The organism is Streptomyces sp. cmx-4-9 (assembly GCF_046548835.1).
Taxonomy (GTDB): domain Bacteria; phylum Actinomycetota; class Actinomycetes; order Streptomycetales; family Streptomycetaceae; genus Streptomyces.
In genome coordinates, this window is the sequence record NZ_JAEBEE010000005.1 from 49,169 (window position 1) to 66,134 (window position 16,966).

Here is a 16,966-nt window from a genome sequence, read left to right on the forward strand (position 1 = left end):
CCCCAGGGCGGGAGGGCTGCCGTCCCCGCCGGTCAGAGGTGGTTTGTCCTGGTGGCGGACGTCCTTGGGAAGTTACCGTCCGGCCCCCGGTGGTGGTAGCTACATTCTGTATAGCGAAATCTTAATTCCATCCTGTGGAAACCTCCAATTGCGGCCCCTTCGGGTCAGCGGTCCGTCCGGGCGCTCTTGACGGGTCCCGGATCGGCGGGAAGACTCCGTCAACAGAACGTTGAATTTCGCTCTGTGGAAGTAGATGGGGAGGTTCCGGTGGCCGACGCGGCTGTGGAACTGGTACTGCGCTCGACGCGCGTCATCACCCCCGAGGGGACGCGCGCCGCCTCGGTGGCCGTCGCCGGCGGGAAGATCGCGGCCGTGCTGGCGTACGAGGCCGAGGTACCGGCCGGAGCCCGGCTGGAGGACTTCGGCGACGACGTCCTGCTCCCCGGCCTGGTCGACACCCACGTCCACGTGAACGACCCGGGCCGCACCGAGTGGGAGGGCTTCTGGACGGCCACCCGCGCCGCGGCGGCCGGCGGCATCACCACGATCCTCGACATGCCGCTGAACTCCCTCCCGCCCACCACCACGACGGAGAACCTGCGCGTCAAGCAGGAGGTCGCCCGCGCCAAGGCGCACGTGGACGTGGGCTTCTGGGGCGGCGCCCTCCCCGACAACGTCAAGGACCTGCGCTCCCTGCACGACGCCGGGGTCTACGGCTTCAAGTGCTTCCTCTCGCCCTCGGGCGTGGACGAGTTCCCCGAACTCGACCAGGAGCAGCTGGCCACCTCCCTCGCCGAGATCACCGGCTTCGGCGGCCTGCTCATCGTGCACGCCGAGGACCCGCACCACCTGGAGTCGGCCCCGCAGAACCCCGGCCCCAAGTACGCCGACTTCCTCGCCTCCCGCCCGAGGGACGCCGAGAACACCGCCATCCAGAACCTGATCGACCAGGCCAAGCGGCTGAACGCCCGCGTCCACGTGCTGCACCTGTCCTCCAGCGACGCGCTGCCCCTGATCGCCGCCGCCAAGGCCGAGGGCGTCCAGATCACCGTCGAGTCCTGCCCGCACTTCCTCACCCTCACCGCCGAGGAAGTCCCGGACGGCGCCACCGAGTTCAAGTGCTGCCCGCCCATCCGCGAGGCCGCCAACCAGGACCTGCTCTGGGACGCCCTCGCCGACGGCACCATCGACTGCATCGTCTCCGACCACTCGCCCTCCACCGCGGACCTGAAGACCGGCGACTTCGCCACCGCGTGGGGCGGCATCTCCTCCCTCCAGCTGGGCCTGCCCGCCATCTGGACCGAGGCGCGCAGCCGCGGACGCTCCCTGGAGGACGTGGTGCGCTGGATGTCGACCGCCCCCGCCGCCCTCGCCGGTCTGGCGCAGAAGGGTGCGATCGAGCCCGGCCGCGACGCCGACTTCGCGGTCCTCGCGCCCGAAGAGACCTTCACCGTGGACCCCGCGGAACTGCACCACCGCAACCGGATCACGGCCTACGCGGGCAAGACCCTGCACGGCGTCGTGAAGTCCACCTGGCTGCGCGGCAGGCAGATCGCCGACCACGGCACCCCGACCGAGCCCACGGGCCTCCTCCTCGAAAGGCAGAACTGACAGTGGCACAGCGCTCCACCGGACCGGCTTCCTTCACCGGCAACGCGAACCCCTACGGAGGCGGCGACCCGTACGCGGACTACCGCACCGCGGACTTCCCGTTCACCCAGTACGCGAACCTCGCCGCCCGTGAGCTGGGCGCCGGTGTCACCTTCGCCAACGACGAGTTCTTCGCCCAGCGCGAGAACCTGCTCATCGCCGAGGCCGCGCACTTCGACCCCGAGCACTTCGGCCACAAGGGCAAGATCATGGACGGCTGGGAGACCCGCCGCCGCCGCGGCGTCTCCGCCACGCAGCCCTGGCCGACCCCCGAGGACCACGACTACGCCCTGGTCCGCCTCGGCGCCCCCGGCGTGATCCGCGGCATCGTGGTCGACACCGCCCACTTCCGCGGCAACATGCCGCAGGCCGTCTCCATCGAGGGCACCAACTGGGAAGGCGCCCTCGCGCCGACCCCGGAGGAGCTCCTCGGCGAGGACGTCAAGTGGACCGTGCTCGTGCCGCGCACCGCCGTCGGCGGCCACGCGGCCAACGGCTTCGAGGTCACCGCCGAGCAGCGCTTCACGCACCTGCGCGTCAACCAGCACCCCGACGGCGGCATCGCCCGCCTCCGCGTCCACGGCGAGGTCGTCCCCGACCCCGCGTGGCTCGCGACCCTGGGCACCTTCGACGTCGTGGCGCTGGAGAACGGCGGCTCGGTGCAGGACGCCTCCAACCGCTTCTACTCGCCGCCGACCAACACCATCAACCCGGGCCGCTCCCGCAAGATGGACGACGGCTGGGAGACCGCCCGCCGCCGCGACAACGGCAACGACTGGATCCGCTACCAGCTGGTGGCCGAGTCCGAGATCCGCGCCGTCGAGATCGACACCGCCTACCTCAAGGGCAACTCGGCCGGCTGGGCCTCGCTGTCCGTCAAGTCCGGCGAGGAGGGCGAGTGGACGGAGTTCCTGCCGCGCACCCGTCTGCAGCCCGACACCAACCACCGCTTCGTGCTGGACGCCCCGGCGGTCGGCACGCACGTGCGCATCGACATCTTCCCCGACGGCGGTTTCTCCCGCCTGCGCCTGTTCGGCTCCCTGACCGAGGCGGGTGCGGCGGCGCACACCGCCCGCCACCAGGAACTGGGCGGCTGAGCCAACCCGTTGAGCACCCCCGGGGGCCGACACTCCCGGGGCGTGCACGGCCCCCACAGGGCGCACCGCCGCAGCGGTGCGCCCTCCGGCGCGTCGCGGGGCGGCCGCTCAGGCGGCGTGGCCGCCGTCGACCGCGAACTCGGCGCCCGTGACGTACACCGCGTCGTCCCCCGCGAGGAAGGACACCACGGCCGCGACCTCACGCGCCGCCGCGAACCGGCCGAGGGCCGTCATGGCGGCCTGCGGTCCCGCGAAGGGGCCGCCGGCCGGGTTCATGTCGGTGTCCACCGGCCCCGGGTGGACGACATTGGCGGTGATCCCGCGCCCGCCGAGCTCCCGCGCCAGCGCCTTCGTCAGCCCGATCAGCGCCGACTTGCTCATCGTGTACAGGGTGCAGCCCGGGCCCGGCACCCGCTGGGTCACGCAGCTGCCGACGCTGATGATCCGCCCGCCGGCGCCCATCGGCCCCGCCGCGGCCCGGGCCGTCAGGAAGGCACCCCGGACGTTGACCGCCAGCACCCGGTCCACCTCGGCAGTGCCCAGCTCCTCCAGCGGCCCGAGCACCCCCACCCCGGCGTTGTTGACGAGCACGTCGATGCGCCCGAAGCGGTCCACGGTCTGCGTCACGCAGGCCGCCGCCTGCTCCGCGTCGCCCGCGTCGGCCCGCACCACCAGGGCGCGCCGGCCCAGTGCCTCGATCCCGGCGGCGACCTCCGCGGCCGCCGCGCCGTCCCCGACGTAGGTGAGGGCGACGTCCATGCCGTCCTCGGCGAGCCGCAGGGCGGTCGCCGCCCCGATGCCGCGGCTGCCACCGGTCACGAGTGCCACGCGGGTGCCGTCCATGGTGTTCCTCCTGCTTTTCCCGGAAAATCGTTGCGGGTTCAATGACATCGGGGCGGGGGCCCGGGCGCCGGCGGGAATGCGACCTGGCGTTCTCGCGCGCCGCACCGATGAGTCCGGACCGGGCGGGAAGTCTGCATCCCAGACACCGACCAAGGAGTGCAGAGCCATGGGCAAGCTGACCCTGACCACCTTCCTGACCCTCGACGGCGTGATGCAGGCGCCGGGCGGACCGCAGGAGGACCCCGGCGGGGGATTCCCGTACGGGGGCTGGCTCAGCCCGTTCGCCGACGAGGGCATGGGGGAGTTCATGGCCGAGGTCTTCGGCCGGGCGCAGGCCTTCCTGCTCGGGCGCCGGACCTACGAGATCTTCGCCGGGTACTGGCCGCAGCACGACGACCCGGCCGACCCGATCGCCGGGCGGCTGAACCGGCTCCCCAAGCACGTGGCCTCGACCACCCTCAAGGAGCCGGCCTGGGCCGGGACCACCGTGATCGACGGCGAGCACCTGCAGAGCGAGATCGTACGGATCAAGGACGCCCTCGACGGGGAGCTCCAGGTGCACGGCAGCGGCGCACTCGCCCAGTGGCTGCTGGTCCGGGACCTCGTGGACGAGCTGAACCTGCTGGTCTTCCCGGTGTTCCTGGGCGCCGGCCGCCGGCTGTTCCCGACCGGCGGCCTGCCGACGGCCTTCGACCTGACCGGCTCCCGCACCACGTCCGGCGGGGCCGCCATCCACACCTACCGGGTCGCAGGCCGCGCCACCTTCGGCACCGTCGGGGCCTGAGGCCTGCCGGGTGCGGCGGGGCCCACCAGGTCCCCGCCGCACCCCGGTCATGGCACGGGCGGTCGAACGCCCCGACCGGCTCGGATACCGTGGGCCCGCACCCGTGCGAGCCGCCGAAGCCTCCACCCCGCCGCTGCCGTTGGAGACCCAGGTGACCGCCACCTCGCCCGCCCTCGCCCCCGCCGAACGCCCCGCGCCCCGCCGGGCCTGGGCCGCCGATCTGCCCGTGCTGGCCGTCGCCGTCGTCTGGGGCGGCAGCTACCTCGCGGCCAAGGGCATCACCACCACCCACACCGTCATCGCCGTGCTCGTCCTGCGCTTCGCGCTCGTCCTGCCCGTCCTGGTCCTCGCCGGCTGGACGCGGCTGCGGGCGCTCACCCCCGCCCAACTGCGCGGCGCGGGCCTGCTGGGCGGCGTACTCGGCGGCATCTTCCTGCTGGAGACCTACGGGGTGGTCCACACCTCGGCCACCAATGCCGGACTGATCATCAGCCTGACCATGGTCTTCACCCCGCTCGCCGAAGCCGCGATCCGTCGCAGGACCCCCTCGCCGGCCTTCCTCGGCGCCGCCGCCCTGTCCGTCGCCGGGGTCGTACTGCTCACCCAGGGCGGCGGCGGCTTCACCGCCCCCGGCACCGGCGACCTGCTCATCCTCGGCGCCGCCCTCGCCCGGACCCTGCACGTCCTGCTCATGGCCCGGATCGAAGCCGTCCAGGACGCGGACTCCCTCTCCCTGACCACGGTCCAACTGGGCGCCGCCGTACTCGTCTTCGCCCTGCTGGCCGCCGTCCCGGGCACCGGGGACACCCCGTGGGCCGCGGCCGCCGGCTTCGGGGCGGCCCAGTGGGCCGGGCTCGCCTTCCTCGCCGTCTTCTGCACCCTGTTCGCCTTCTTCGTCCAGATGTGGGCCGTGCGCCGCACCTCCCCCTCCCGCGTCAGCCTGCTGCTCGGCACCGAGCCCCTGTGGGCCGCCGCCGCGGGCATCGCCCTGGGCGGCGAGCACCTGGGGGCCGCCGGATGCGCGGGAGCGGTCCTCGTCCTGGTCGGTACCGCGTGCGGCCGGCGTGCGGCGGGCCGGACGGACGATTGACCGGAAACGGCCGCCCGGCCTCCGATCCCCCCGACGTACTGTGGCCCCCATGCCCGCCCTCACAGGGGCCCGGTCACAAGCCCGGGAGTTCCTCCAGCCGCACCCGGCGCCGCTCCCGGCGCGACAGCTCGCACGCCTCCGCGACCCGGAGTGCGGCCAGCGCCTCCACCCCCTCGCAGAGGTTCGGGCCCTCGCCGCGCACCAGCCGGACGAAAGCCGCCAGCTCCGCCTCGTACGCCGGGCCGAACCTCTCCAGGAACCCGGTCCACGGAGCCCTGGCGGCCGGCGGCCCGTGCGGTTCCGTCGAAGCGATCGGCGTACGGTCGTCCAGCCCGACCGACACCTGGTCCCGCTCCCCGGCCAGCTCCATCCGCACGTCGTACCCGGCGCCGTTGCACCGCGTGCCGGTGGAGGCGACGAGGGTCCCGTCGTCCAGCGTGAGCACGGCCGCGGCCGTGTCGATGTCGCCCGCCGCCCGGAACTGCGCCGGGCCCGCGTCCGCACCGGCCGCATAGACCTCCGCCACCTCGCGCCCGGTGACCCAGCGCAGCGCGTCGAAATCGTGCACCAGGCAGTCCCGGTACAGCCCGCCGGAGGACCCCAGGTACGCGGCGGCCGGCGGAGCCGCGTCGGAGGTCATCGTGCGGACGGTGTGCAGCCGGCCCAGCGCGCCGGAGCGGACCAGCTCGCGGGCCCGCCCGTAGCCCGCGTCGAAGCGGCGCATGAACCCGAGCTGGAGCACCCCGCCCAGCGCGGCCACCTCGCGCAGCACCGCCAGCGTGCGGGCCAGGTCCGGGGCGACGGGCTTCTCGCAGAACACCGGCAGCCCGCCGCGCACCGCCCGGACCACCAGTTCCGCATGGCCCTCGGTGGCGCAGGCCACCACGACCGCGTCCACCCCCCAGGTGAAGACCTTCTCGACGGAGGGCGCGGCGGTGGCCCCGAGCCGGTCGGCCAGGTGCGCCGCCCGCACGGGGTCGGCGTCGGCGAGCAGGAGCGAACCCGCGTCCGGCCGGCGGGCCAGGGCCGCCGCGTGGAACGAGCCGATCCGGCCCGTCCCGATGAGCCCGATGCGCATGCACTCAACCTGACCCCGTACGGGGGACCTGTCAATCCGCCCGCGCCCGCCCCGATGCCCCTTCATGGTCCACTGTGGCGGATACTGGGCGGCTGGAACCGGAATGACCCGATCGTGACGGATGAGAAGACCGGCGGGACGGACGAGGGAAGGGCGCGGCGACGTGGCTAGGGTTCGGACAGGGGTGCGCGTCGTGGGCGCCGTGCTCGCGGCGGTGCTGGGGGCCTCGCTCGCGGGCTGCAGCAGCACGGGCGGCAAGCGCGCCGAGGAGCGGGCGAAGGCCGCCGAGGCGGGCCGGCCGGCCGTGTCCACCCCGCGCTGGACCTTCGCGATGGTCACCCACGCCGGCGACGGCGACACCTTCTGGGACATCGTCCAGAAGGGCGCCAAGGAGGCGGCGAAGAAGGACAACATCAACTTCGTCTACGCCCACGACGACCAGGCACAGCAGCAGGCCCAGTTCGTGCAGAACGCCATCGACCAGAAGGTGGACGGGCTCATCGTGAGCCTCGCCAAGCCCGACGCCCTCAAGGACGTCATCGGCAAGGCCGTCAAGGCCGGCATCCCGGTGGTCACGGTCAACTCCGGCTCGGCGCAGTCCGCCGCGTACGGGGCCCTGACCCACATCGGCCAGGATGAGGAGATCGCCGGCGAGGCGGTCGGCACCGAGCTGAACAAGCGCGGCCGCAAGCGCGCCGTCTGCGTCCTGCACGAGCAGGGCAACGTGGGCCACGAGCAGCGCTGCGCCGGAGCGAAGAAGACCTTCTCCGGCACCATGGAGAACCTGTACGTCGAAGGCACCAACATGCCCTCCGTGCAGGCGTCCCTGCAGGCCAAGCTCCAGGCCGACCCGGACGTCGACGCGATCCTCACCCTCGGCGCCCCCTTCGCCCCCACCGCGGTCAAGGCCAAGGACACGGCAGGCAGCAAGGCCGAGGTGGACACCTTCGACCTCAACGAGTCGGTCGCCCGGGACCTGAAGTCCGGCGCGCTCGGCTTCGCCGTCGACCAGCAGCCCTACCTGCAGGGCTACGAGGCCGTGGACCTGCTCTGGCTCTACCGCTACAACGCTGACGTGCTCGGCGGCGGCCGCCCGGTCCTCACCGGACCGCAGATCGTCACCGGGGACCAGGCCGCCGCGCTGGAGGAGTTCATCAAGCGGGGCAGCCGATGAGCGCGTCCGCCGCCGTGGACGAACGCCTCGCGCCGGCCTCGCTGGTCCGCCGCCTCCTGGGCCGCCCCGAGCTGGGCGCCGTGGTCGGCGCCGCGGCCGTGTTCGTCTTCTTCTCCTTCGCCGCGGACAGCTTCCTGCGGGCCTCCAGCCTGAGCACGGTCCTGTACTCGGCCTCCACCATCGGGATCATGGCGGTCCCGGTGGCGCTGCTGATGATCGGCGGCGAGTTCGACCTCTCCGCCGGCGTCATGGTCACCACCTCGGCTCTGGTCAGCTCGATGTTCAGCTACCAGATGACCGCCAACGTCTGGGTCGGCGTCCTGGTGTCCCTGCTGGTCACCCTGGGCATCGGATTCTTCAACGGCTTCATGCTGACCCGGACGAGGCTGCCCAGCTTCATCATCACCCTGGGCACCTTCCTGATGCTGACCGGCCTGAACCTCGGCTTCACCAAGCTGATCAGCGGTTCGGTCTCCACCAAGACCATCGCGGACATGGAGGGCTTCTCCTCCGCCCGGGCCCTGTTCGCCTCGCAGTGGAACATCGGCTCCGTCACCCTGAAGGTCACCATCCTGTGGTGGCTGGTGCTGGTCGCCGTGGCCACCTGGATCCTGCTGCGCACCCGCGCCGGCAACTGGATCTTCGCCGTCGGCGGCGGGGCCGACGCCGCCCGGGCGACCGGCGTGCCCGTGGTGAAGACCCGCATCGGCCTCTACATGGGCGTGGCCCTGTGCGCCTGGATCTCCGGGCAGCACATCCTGTTCTCCTTCGACGTGGTCCAGTCGGGCGAGGGCGTGGGCAACGAGTTCCTCTACATCATCGCGGCGGTCATCGGCGGCTGTCTGATGACCGGCGGCTACGGATCCGCCGTCGGCTCGGCCGTCGGCGCGTTCATCTTCGGCATGACCAGCAACGGGATCGTCTACGCCCAGTGGAACCCGGACTGGTTCAAGTTCTTCCTCGGCGCGATGCTCCTGCTCGCGACGCTGCTCAACGCATGGGTCCGCAAGCGGGCGGAGGCGAAATGACCACCAAGACCGACGCGGCCGCGGCCGCACCCGCGCCCGGCGCGGACACCGCACGGGTGAAGCTGACCGACGTCAGCAAGTTCTACGGGAACATCCGCGCCCTCCAGGGGGTCTCCCTGGAGGTCTCCGCGGGCGAGATCACCTGCGTGCTCGGTGACAACGGCGCCGGCAAGTCCACCCTCATCAAGATCATCGCAGGGCTGCACCGGCACGACGCCGGCTCCTTCGAGATCGACGGGGAGGAGACGGTGCTGGCCAACCCGCGCGCCGCCCTCGACCGCGGCATCGCCACCGTCTACCAGGACCTCGCCGTGGTCCCGCTGATGCCCGTCTGGCGGAACTTCTTCCTCGGCTCCGAACCCACCCGGGGCCGCGGGCCCCTGCGCCGCCTCGACGTGCCGTTCATGCGTGAGACCACCCGGGCGGAGCTGCTGCGGATGGGCATCGACCTGCGCGACGTGGACCAGCCCATCGGCACCCTGTCCGGCGGCGAGCGGCAGTGCGTGGCCATCGCCCGCGCCGTCTACTTCGGCGCGAAGGTCCTCGTCCTGGACGAGCCCACCGCCGCCCTCGGCGTGAAGCAGTCCGGTGTGGTCCTCAAGTACGTCGCCGCCGCCCGCGACGCGGGGCTCGGCGTGGTGCTGATCACCCACAACCCGCACCACGCCTACCTGGTCGGGGACCGGTTCGTCCTCCTCAAGCGCGGCACGATGGCGGGCAGCCACACCCGGGCGTCGGTCACCCTGGACGAGCTGACCCGGCAGATGGCGGGCGGCTCGGAGCTGGACGAGCTGAGCCACGAGCTGGAGAGAGTGGCAGAATCGGGGCCGCAGAGCACTCCGCCCGGCCCGGACACCCCGTCCGGCTCCACCGCACCGTGAGGGACGACACGCCTCGATGAGCACGTACCGGGATTTCGCGCTCGCCCACCGGGGTGCGGCGCGGGGCACCGTCCTGCGGACCGTCGGGACCCGTGAGCGCCGGTCGCACCTGACCGCACCGCGTGTCCCGACCGTCGGCATCGACATCGGCGGCACCAAGGTGATGGCCGGCGTCGTCGACGCCGACGGGATCATCCTGGAGAAGATCCGCGCGGAGACCCCCGACAAGTCCAAGAGCGCCAAGGTCGTCGAGGACACCATCGTCGAACTGGTCCTGGACCTCTCCGACCGGCACGACGTCCACGCGGTGGGCATCGGCGCGGCCGGCTGGGTGGACGCCGACCGCTCCCGGGTCCTCTTCGCACCCCACCTGGCCTGGCGGGACGAACCGCTGCGCGACGCCCTGCAGTCCCGGCTCGCGGTCCCGGTCATGGTCGACAACGATGCCAACACCGCCGCCTGGGCCGAGTGGCGCTTCGGCGCCGGACGCGGCGAGGACCACCTCGTCATGATCACCCTCGGTACCGGCATCGGCGGGGCGATCCTCGAAGGCGGGCAGGTCAAGCGCGGCCGGTACGGGGTGGCCGGCGAGTTCGGCCACATGCAGGTGGTCCCCGGCGGGCACCGCTGCCCGTGCGGAAACCGCGGCTGCTGGGAGCAGTACAGCTCCGGGAACGCCCTGGTCCGCGAGGCGCGGGAGCTGGCGGCCGCCGACTCCCCGGTCGCGTACGGCATCATCGCCAGGGTCGGCGGCAACGTCCAGGAGATCACCGGCCCCCTCATCACCGAGCTCGCCCGCGAGGGCGACGCCATGTGCGTCGAGCTGCTCCAGGACATCGGCCAGTGGCTCGGCGTCGGCATCGCCAACCTCGCCGCCGCCCTGGACCCGTCCTGCTTCGTCATCGGCGGCGGCGTCAGCGCCGCCGACGACCTGCTGATCGGGCCCGCCCGGGACGCCTTCCGCCGCCACCTCACCGGCCGGGGCTACCGGCCCGAAGCGCGCATCGCCAAGGCCCAGCTCGGCCCCGAGGCGGGCATGGTCGGCGCTGCCGACCTCGCCCGGCTCGTCGCCCGCCGCTTCCGCCGTGCCACGCGCCGCAGGGTGGAGCGGTACGAGCGCTACGCGCAGCTCGGCCTGCTCGGGACCACCGCCGCCGCGGTCCGGACGGCGGGGCCGGCGCCCGAGCCGGAGCAGCCGGCCCCGCCGCAGCTGCCGGGCCCGGAGCAACCGCAGGCCCCGGAGCAGCCGCAGGACGCGCAGCGGCCTCAGGACCGGCGATGAGGTCCGTGACCGCCGTGACCGCCGTGACCTCCATGACCGCCGTGCCGGCAGACCGGGAACCCCAGTGACTCCGCCCTCCGTGCCCCACCAGGCCTGCGCCCCGGACGGCGGCGGCAGCCCGCAGCCCCCCGCCGAGGACCGCAGGCACGTCGTCCGGCGCCGCTGGATCACCGCCATCATCATCCTGCTGCTGGTCGGCGTACCCGCGGGCTACCTCGCCGTCTCCGCCCAGCAGAGCCGTCAGAGCGGCCGCGACAAGGCCGCCAAGGTCGGCGCGACCAAGGTGCGTCCCGGCTGGCCGTCCCGCGTGCAGCGCAGCATCTACGAGGTGCCGATCCCGGAGAAGGCCTGGCGGGTCGGGTTCCTGGAGACGAACAACTGGCGCACCAGCCGGCTCTACACCCAGTTCGCCGTCACCCCGCCCGAGCTCGACGCCTTCCTCGGCTCCGTCGGTACCAGCCGGCAGGAGCTCACCCCCGGGGTGTCCATCTCGGCGCACGACACCTCGGTCGCCGGATGGAACTGGAAGACCCACGACGAGTGGATCGGCACCACCCTGGAACAGGACGACCCGCGGCCCACCCGGGACATCACGGTCGACGCCACGGACCCCAAGGTCTACAAGGTCTACGTGGTCTCCTCGACCACGCCGTGACGGCGCAACCCCCCGCGACCCGGTGAACCTTTCCGGTCACGGCACTAGCCTGGGATCATGAAGTTCACCAAGCGGCTGCACTCCTGCGTCGAGCTGGAGAAGGACGGGCGCACGCTCGTCATCGACCCGGGCGCCTTCAGCGAACCGGACGCGGGCCTGGGGGCGCACGCCCTGCTGGTCACGCACGAGCACCCCGACCACTTCGAGGAGGGGCGGCTGCGCGCCGCCCTCGACGCGAACCCGGCGGCGGCCCTGTGGACCCTGCGCAGCGTCGCCGAGAAGCTCGCCCCCGCCTACCCGGGCCGGGTGCACACGGTGGGCCACGGCGACACCTTCACCGCGGCCGGCTTCGAGGTCCAGGTGCACGGCGAACTGCACGCGGTGATCCACCCCGACCTGCCCCGGGTCACCAATGTCGGCTACCTCGTGGACGGTTCGCTCTTCCACCCCGGCGATGCGCTGACCATGCCCGGGGCCCCGGTCGACACCCTGATGCTCCCGGTGCACGCCCCCTGGAACAAGGTCGCAGAGGTGGTCGACTACCTCCGCGAGGTCAAGCCACGGCGCGCCTTCGACGTGCACGACGCGTACCTGTCCGACACCGCCCGGCCGGTGTACGACATGCTGCTGGGCACCCTCGGCGGCTCCGACCACGGCCGACTCACCGCCGGGGACAGCACCGACCTGTGACTGTCGGTGCCGGGCGGTAGGTTGGGACGCATGCGTATCGCCACGTACAACGTCAACTCGATCACCGCCCGGCTGCCGCGCCTGCTGGCCTGGCTGGAGAGCTCCGGCACGGACGTCCTGTGCATCCAGGAGACCAAGTGCTCCGCGGAGCAGTTCCCGCACGCCGAACTGCGCGAGCTGGGCTACGAGGCGGCCGTGCACGCCACCGGCCGGTGGAACGGCGTGGCCCTGCTCTCCCGGGTCGGCCTGGACGACGTGGTGCCGGGACTGCCGGGCGGCCCGGACTACGAGGGGGTCCAGGAGCCCCGGGCGATCTCCGCGACCTGCGGCGGAGTCCGCGTCTGGTCGGTGTACGTGCCCAACGGCCGCGAGGTCGCGCACGACCACTTCGGCTACAAGCTGGACTGGCTGCGCGCCCTGACCACCGCCGTCGGCGAGGACGCGGCCGGCCCGCGCCCCTTCGCGGTGCTCGGCGACTTCAACGTGGCGCCGACCGACGAGGACGTCTACGACCCGGCCGTCTTCGCGGGCGCCACCCACGTGACCCCCGAGGAGCGCGCTGCCCTGGAGGCCCTGCGCGCCGCGGGGCTCTCCGAGGTGCTGCCGCGCGCCCTCAAGTACGACCGGGCCTACACCTTCTGGGACTACCGGATGCTCGCCTTCCCCAAGAACCGGGGCATGCGCATCGACCTGGTCTTCGGGAACGAGACCTTCACCAAGGCCGTCACCGACTCCTATGTGGACCGCGAGGAGCGCAAGGGCAAGGGCGCCTCCGACCATGCGCCGGTCGTCGTCGACCTCGCCCTCGACCCGGAGCCGTCCGCCGCGTAGCCGGACGCCGCCCGGCCGGCCAGGCGCGCCCTGTGGCCAGCGGGGGATCCTGGTGCCACGCTGGGCGGTATGAACATCCCCTTCCTGGGCAACTGGCGGAACCGGCACCAAACCGAACGGGGTGCGGGGCTGGCCGCCGCACTCGCGGATGACCCCGAGGGCATCGACGAGTTGTTCGCGGAGTGCGAGTTGCTGCGGGTCCAGGCCAGGGCGGCCGGGCTCGAACTCGACCAAAGCCCGGCCTCGTTGGAGCAGCTCGACCAGCTGATGCCGCGCTGGCGGCGGGACCCCGAGGCCGTGCCGTGGCTGGGAAACGACGCGGGCTTCTACCTCGGCACGGTGATCGTCAGGACCGTCCCGGGATCCGGCTGGCAGGTGTGGCCGAACGGCCAGCCGGTGATCCGGCTCGCCTCGGGCCGGGAGCTGAACGTAATCGAGTCGGGGGTCTCCTGGGCGATGACGGGGTCCCCCGAGCTGAGCCAGGCGTACGCGGAAGCCTCGGAGGGCTGATTCCCGTACAGCGAGACGAGCTTTATGTCCCTTTAGGCGTGTCGAGGCGAAGTCCCCTTCCGCGGCTGGATAGTTTGCGCTGACCTCGACACACCGACAAGTGGGCAGGGCAGCGCATGGCCGTCGATCCGTTGATCGAGCTGCGGGACGTGAACAAGCACTTCGGGGAGTTGCACGTACTCCACGACATCAACCTCACCGTCGGCCGCGGGGAGGTGGTGGTGATCATCGGCCCCTCCGGATCCGGGAAATCGACCCTGTGCCGGACGATCAACCGGCTGGAGACCGTCGAGTCGGGGACGATCAAGCTCGACGGCGCGCCGCTGCCCGACGAGGGCAAGGAACTGGCCCGGCTCCGGGCCGAGGTGGGGATGGTCTTCCAGTCCTTCAACCTCTTCGCGCACAAGACCGTCCTCGCCAATGTCTCCCTCGCCCAGGTCAAGGTCCGCGGCCGCAAACGCGACGAGGCGGACAAGCGGTCCCGGGAACTGCTGGAGCGCGTCGGCCTCGCCGACCAGGCCGCCAAGTACCCCGCCCAGCTCTCCGGCGGCCAGCAGCAGCGCGTCGCCATCGCCCGCGCCCTCGCCATGAACCCGAAGGTGATGCTCTTCGACGAGCCCACCTCCGCCCTCGACCCGGAGATGATCAACGAGGTGCTGGAGGTGATGCAGCAGCTCGCCGGCGAGGGCATGACCATGGTGGTGGTCACCCACGAGATGGGCTTCGCCCGCTCCGCGGCCAACCGCGTGGTGTTCATGGATGACGGCAGGATCGTCGAGGACCGTAGCCCGGAGGAGTTCTTCACCGCCCCCGAGAGCGACCGGGCCAAGGACTTCCTCTCCAAGATCCTGAAGCACTGAGGGGCCGCCCTGTGATCCCCCACCGCGCCCCGGTGCCGCTCCGCGCTCCCGTCCGCGTTCCCGTCCGCGCCTTCGTCCTCGCCCTGGTCCTGCTCGTCTGCGCCCTGGGCTGCGGCCGAGCCGGCAGCCCACCGGTCAAGGGCCCCCAGCCCGAGGACCTGCCCGTCTACCAGGTGGACACCGGCTTCCGGCTGCCCGACTCGCCCACCTGGAAGCGCGCCGAACGCCGCGGCCACCTGGTGGTCGGCGTCAAGGAGGACCAGCCGTACCTCGGGGAGAAGGATCCCGCGAGCGGCCGCTACTCCGGCTTCGACATCGAGATCGCCAAGATGATGTCGGCCTCGCTGGGCTTCGACCCCCAGACCATCGAGTACAAGACGATCGCCTCCGCCAACCGCGAGACGGCCCTGCAGAATGGCCAGATCGACTACTACGTGGGCACGTACACGATCAACGACAACCGCAAGAAGCAGGTCGGCTTCGCGGGCCCCTACTACATGGCCGGCCAGTCCCTGCTGGTCCGCAAGGACGAGCAGGACATCGGGGGACCGCAGGACCTTGCGGGCAAGAAGGTCTGCTCGGCCGCCGGCTCCACCCCGTACCAGCGCCTGCAGAAGGAGTTCCCGAAGGCGGTCCTCGTCGCCTACGACACGTACTCCGTCTGCGTGGACAACCTGCTCACCTACCAGGTGGACGCCGTCTCCACGGACGACTCGATCCTGCTGGGCTACGCCGCCAAGGTCCCCGAGGAGCTGAAGGTGGTCGGCACGCCCTTCTCCCGGGAGCCCTACGGCATCGGTGTGCCGCGCAGCGACAACGCGCTGCGCTTCGCCCTCGACGACGCCCTGGAGGCGCAGGAGAAGAACGGCAACTGGAAGAAGGCCTACGAAGCCACGCTCGGCCTGTCCGGAGTGCCGGCCCCGACACCGCCCGCCATCGACCGCTACCCGGCGAGCTGAGGGAGAGGGCACCGCCATGAACGTACTCACCGACAACTTCGCGCTCTACGGGAAGGGCTTCCTCGGCACCGTCGAACTGACCGTCTACGCCTCCCTGCTCGCCCTGGTCCTGGGTTTCCTGATGGCCTCCTGCCGGGTCGCGCCCGTGGGGTCCTTCCGGGTCTTCGGCACGGTCTGGGTGACCGTCCTGCGCAACACCCCGCTCACCCTGCTCTTCTTCGCGGTCCTGCTGGGCCTGCCCCGCTTCGGGCTGGTGCTGCCCTTCCAGCTCTTCGCCGTCCTGGCGCTGGGCTGCTACACCTCCGCCTTCATCTGCGAGGTGCTGCGCTCGGGCATCAACACCGTGCCCAAGGGGCAGGGCGAGGCCGCCCGCAGCCTGGGCATGAGCTTCGGGCAGACGCTGGGCACGGTCGTCCTGCCCCAGGCGTTCCGCTCGGTGATCCCGCCCATCGGCTCCACCCTGATCGCCCTGGCCAAGAACTCCGCGATCGCCGGGGCCTTCAGCGTCACCGAGCTGCTGGGGACCTACAAGACCCTCAACGAACTGGGGTACAGCATCGTCTGGACCTTCGTCTGGATCGCCGTCGGCTACCTGATCATCACCCTGTCCATCAGCGCGCTGTTCCACGTGCTGGAGAAGCGCTACGGAGTCGCCCGATGACCGCGCACGCGCTGTACGGGGACACGCAGTCCACCGCCCTCTACGACATCCCGGGCCCGCAGGCCCGGCGCCGGCACGCCCTCTACGGGATCGGCTCGACCGTGCTGATCCTCGCCCTGGTCGGCTGGCTGCTCTACCTGCTCTTCGACACCGACCAGTTCACCGCCGCCAAATGGAGCCCCTTCACCTACAAGGGAATCCAGGAGCTGCTGCTCAGGGGCCTGGGCAACACGCTGAAGGCCTTCGCCTACGCCTCGGTGCTCTCCCTGGTGCTGGGGGCGGTGCTCGCCACCGGACGGCTCTCGGTCCACCGGCCCCTGCGGTGGCTGTCCACCCTGTGCGTGGAGTTCTTCCGGGCCATGCCCGTGCTGGTGATGATCTTCTTCATCTTCGTGGCCCTGAAGGTCCAGCCGCTGCCCGCTCTCGTGGCGGGCCTGACCCTGTACAACGGCTCGGTGCTCGCCGAGGTCTTCCGCACCGGCGTCAACGCGGTGGACAAGGGGCAGCGCGAGGCGGCGTACGCCCTGGGCATGCGCAAGACGCAGGTGATGACCCACGTCCTCGCCCCGCAGGCGGTCCGGGCGATGCTGCCCACCATCATCAGCCAGCTGGTGGTGGCGCTGAAGGACACCTCGCTCGGCTTCCTGATCACCTACGAGGAGTTCCTGCACGCGGGCAAGCTCATCGCCTCGAACCTCGACTACGACCTGCCGTTCATCCCCGTCGTGATGATCATTTCGCCCGTGTACATCGGGATGTGCATGCTGCTCTCCTGGTTCGCCACCTGGGTGGCGCGCCGGGAGCGGGGCAATGTCAAGACCAGCGCCGTCGAGGTCGCCGGCACCGATCCGGGAACGGTGCTGCCGGGCAGGTAGCTCCGAAGGGCCGGCCCG

The 16,966-nt window shown here is 71.8% G+C and carries 17 protein-coding genes and 1 pseudogene; 16 read left to right on the forward strand and 2 right to left on the reverse strand.

The features are described from left to right. Positions 1 to 267: 267 nt before the first annotated feature. Positions 268 to 1,611, forward strand: a complete 1,344-nt coding sequence (allB, locus tag ACLJTM_RS16620; RefSeq protein WP_411104372.1) for an allantoinase AllB — start codon at positions 268 to 270, stop codon at positions 1,609 to 1,611. 2 nt (positions 1,612 to 1,613) lie between these two features. Continuing rightward, a complete protein-coding gene (gene alc / locus ACLJTM_RS16625; RefSeq protein WP_411104373.1) occupies positions 1,614 to 2,747 on the forward strand; it encodes an allantoicase in 1,134 nt (377 codons plus the stop codon). Positions 2,748 to 2,855: 108 nt separating this feature from the next. Here alc and ACLJTM_RS16630 read toward each other — a convergent pair whose 3' ends face one another. Beyond that, a complete protein-coding gene (locus ACLJTM_RS16630; protein WP_411104374.1) occupies positions 2,856 to 3,590 on the reverse strand; it encodes an SDR family oxidoreductase in 735 nt (244 codons plus the stop codon). A 166-nt stretch (positions 3,591 to 3,756) separates the two neighbouring features. Here ACLJTM_RS16630 and ACLJTM_RS16635 point away from each other — a divergent pair, with 166 nt between their 5' ends. Together ACLJTM_RS16635 and ACLJTM_RS16640 are read left to right on the forward strand one after the other, a co-directional pair. Then, positions 3,757 to 4,374 (forward strand): dihydrofolate reductase family protein, encoded by a 618-nt coding sequence (locus tag ACLJTM_RS16635; RefSeq protein WP_411104375.1) that lies wholly within the window; start codon positions 3,757 to 3,759, stop codon positions 4,372 to 4,374. Positions 4,375 to 4,525: 151 nt separating this feature from the next. Then, positions 4,526 to 5,464 carry a DMT family transporter gene (locus ACLJTM_RS16640; RefSeq protein ID WP_411104767.1) on the forward strand — a complete coding sequence of 313 codons (939 nt, stop codon included), beginning with the start codon at positions 4,526 to 4,528 and terminating at the stop codon, positions 5,462 to 5,464. A 73-nt stretch (positions 5,465 to 5,537) separates the two neighbouring features. On the opposite strand, the gene ACLJTM_RS16645 is transcribed toward ACLJTM_RS16640, so the two are convergent. After that, complete coding sequence (locus ACLJTM_RS16645; RefSeq protein WP_411104376.1) at positions 5,538 to 6,542, reverse strand: Gfo/Idh/MocA family oxidoreductase; 1,005 nt, start codon at positions 6,540 to 6,542, stop codon at positions 5,538 to 5,540. A gap of 193 nt (positions 6,543 to 6,735) precedes the next feature. Between ACLJTM_RS16645 and ACLJTM_RS16650 the strand changes: the two genes are divergently transcribed. The 12 genes and pseudogenes from ACLJTM_RS16650 (at position 6,736) to ACLJTM_RS16705 (ending at position 16,948) form a co-directional block, all read left to right on the forward strand. Then, a complete protein-coding gene (locus tag ACLJTM_RS16650; RefSeq protein WP_411104768.1) occupies positions 6,736 to 7,716 on the forward strand; it encodes a sugar ABC transporter substrate-binding protein in 981 nt (326 codons plus the stop codon). Then, positions 7,713 to 8,744, forward strand: coding sequence for an ABC transporter permease (locus tag ACLJTM_RS16655; protein ID WP_411104377.1), 1,032 nt, complete (start codon positions 7,713 to 7,715; stop codon positions 8,742 to 8,744). The genes ACLJTM_RS16650 and ACLJTM_RS16655 overlap by 4 nt, the downstream gene beginning before the upstream one ends. After that, the gene (locus ACLJTM_RS16660; protein WP_411104378.1) at positions 8,741 to 9,625 is read left to right on the forward strand and encodes an ATP-binding cassette domain-containing protein; all 885 of its coding nucleotides are present in this window, start codon (positions 8,741 to 8,743) and stop codon (positions 9,623 to 9,625) included. The genes ACLJTM_RS16655 and ACLJTM_RS16660 overlap by 4 nt, the downstream gene beginning before the upstream one ends. 16 nt (positions 9,626 to 9,641) lie before the next feature. Next, positions 9,642 to 10,799: pseudogene (locus tag ACLJTM_RS16665) on the forward strand (ROK family glucokinase); the annotation flags it as partial. A gap of 172 nt (positions 10,800 to 10,971) precedes the next feature. After that, positions 10,972 to 11,562 carry a hypothetical protein gene (locus ACLJTM_RS16670; RefSeq protein ID WP_411104379.1) on the forward strand — a complete coding sequence of 197 codons (591 nt, stop codon included), beginning with the start codon at positions 10,972 to 10,974 and terminating at the stop codon, positions 11,560 to 11,562. Positions 11,563 to 11,619: 57 nt separating this feature from the next. Then, entirely contained in the window at positions 11,620 to 12,252 is a 633-nt protein-coding gene (locus ACLJTM_RS16675; protein ID WP_411104380.1) for an MBL fold metallo-hydrolase, read from the forward strand. 30 nt (positions 12,253 to 12,282) lie between these two features. Then, the gene (locus tag ACLJTM_RS16680) at positions 12,283 to 13,083 is read left to right on the forward strand and encodes an exodeoxyribonuclease III (protein ID WP_411104381.1); all 801 of its coding nucleotides are present in this window, start codon (positions 12,283 to 12,285) and stop codon (positions 13,081 to 13,083) included. Between the two features lie 69 nt (positions 13,084 to 13,152). Continuing rightward, the gene (locus tag ACLJTM_RS16685; protein WP_411104382.1) at positions 13,153 to 13,593 is read left to right on the forward strand and encodes a DUF6278 family protein; all 441 of its coding nucleotides are present in this window, start codon (positions 13,153 to 13,155) and stop codon (positions 13,591 to 13,593) included. A 116-nt stretch (positions 13,594 to 13,709) separates the two neighbouring features. Next, complete coding sequence (locus ACLJTM_RS16690) at positions 13,710 to 14,453, forward strand: amino acid ABC transporter ATP-binding protein (protein ID WP_411104383.1); 744 nt, start codon at positions 13,710 to 13,712, stop codon at positions 14,451 to 14,453. A gap of 14 nt (positions 14,454 to 14,467) precedes the next feature. Next, positions 14,468 to 15,412: a glutamate ABC transporter substrate-binding protein gene (locus ACLJTM_RS16695; protein WP_411104769.1), complete on the forward strand. Its 945-nt coding sequence runs from the start codon at positions 14,468 to 14,470 to the stop codon at positions 15,410 to 15,412. A gap of 16 nt (positions 15,413 to 15,428) precedes the next feature. Next, positions 15,429 to 16,073, forward strand: coding sequence for an amino acid ABC transporter permease (locus ACLJTM_RS16700; protein WP_411104384.1), 645 nt, complete (start codon positions 15,429 to 15,431; stop codon positions 16,071 to 16,073). After that, a complete protein-coding gene (locus tag ACLJTM_RS16705; RefSeq protein ID WP_411104385.1) occupies positions 16,070 to 16,948 on the forward strand; it encodes an amino acid ABC transporter permease in 879 nt (292 codons plus the stop codon). The genes ACLJTM_RS16700 and ACLJTM_RS16705 overlap by 4 nt, the downstream gene beginning before the upstream one ends. Positions 16,949 to 16,966 lie beyond the last annotated feature (18 nt).

What these genes read in the sequence shown, in the direction of transcription:
- ACLJTM_RS16690 (WP_411104383.1), top strand. Translation starts at nt 13,710, where the DNA reads ATGGCCGTCGATCCGTTGATCGAGCTGCGGGACGTGAACAAGCACTTC.
- ACLJTM_RS16705 (WP_411104385.1), top strand. Translation starts at nt 16,070, where the DNA reads ATGACCGCGCACGCGCTGTACGGGGACACGCAGTCCACCGCCCTCTAC.
- ACLJTM_RS16635 (WP_411104375.1), top strand. Translation starts at nt 3,757, where the DNA reads ATGGGCAAGCTGACCCTGACCACCTTCCTGACCCTCGACGGCGTGATG.
- ACLJTM_RS16645 (WP_411104376.1), bottom strand. Translation starts at nt 6,542, where the DNA reads ATGCGCATCGGGCTCATCGGGACGGGCCGGATCGGCTCGTTCCACGCG.
- ACLJTM_RS16680 (WP_411104381.1), top strand. Translation starts at nt 12,283, where the DNA reads ATGCGTATCGCCACGTACAACGTCAACTCGATCACCGCCCGGCTGCCG.
- ACLJTM_RS16675 (WP_411104380.1), top strand. Translation starts at nt 11,620, where the DNA reads ATGAAGTTCACCAAGCGGCTGCACTCCTGCGTCGAGCTGGAGAAGGAC.
- ACLJTM_RS16685 (WP_411104382.1), top strand. Translation starts at nt 13,153, where the DNA reads ATGAACATCCCCTTCCTGGGCAACTGGCGGAACCGGCACCAAACCGAA.
- ACLJTM_RS16655 (WP_411104377.1), top strand. Translation starts at nt 7,713, where the DNA reads ATGAGCGCGTCCGCCGCCGTGGACGAACGCCTCGCGCCGGCCTCGCTG.
- ACLJTM_RS16700 (WP_411104384.1), top strand. Translation starts at nt 15,429, where the DNA reads ATGAACGTACTCACCGACAACTTCGCGCTCTACGGGAAGGGCTTCCTC.
- ACLJTM_RS16660 (WP_411104378.1), top strand. Translation starts at nt 8,741, where the DNA reads ATGACCACCAAGACCGACGCGGCCGCGGCCGCACCCGCGCCCGGCGCG.
- ACLJTM_RS16630 (WP_411104374.1), bottom strand. Translation starts at nt 3,590, where the DNA reads ATGGACGGCACCCGCGTGGCACTCGTGACCGGTGGCAGCCGCGGCATC.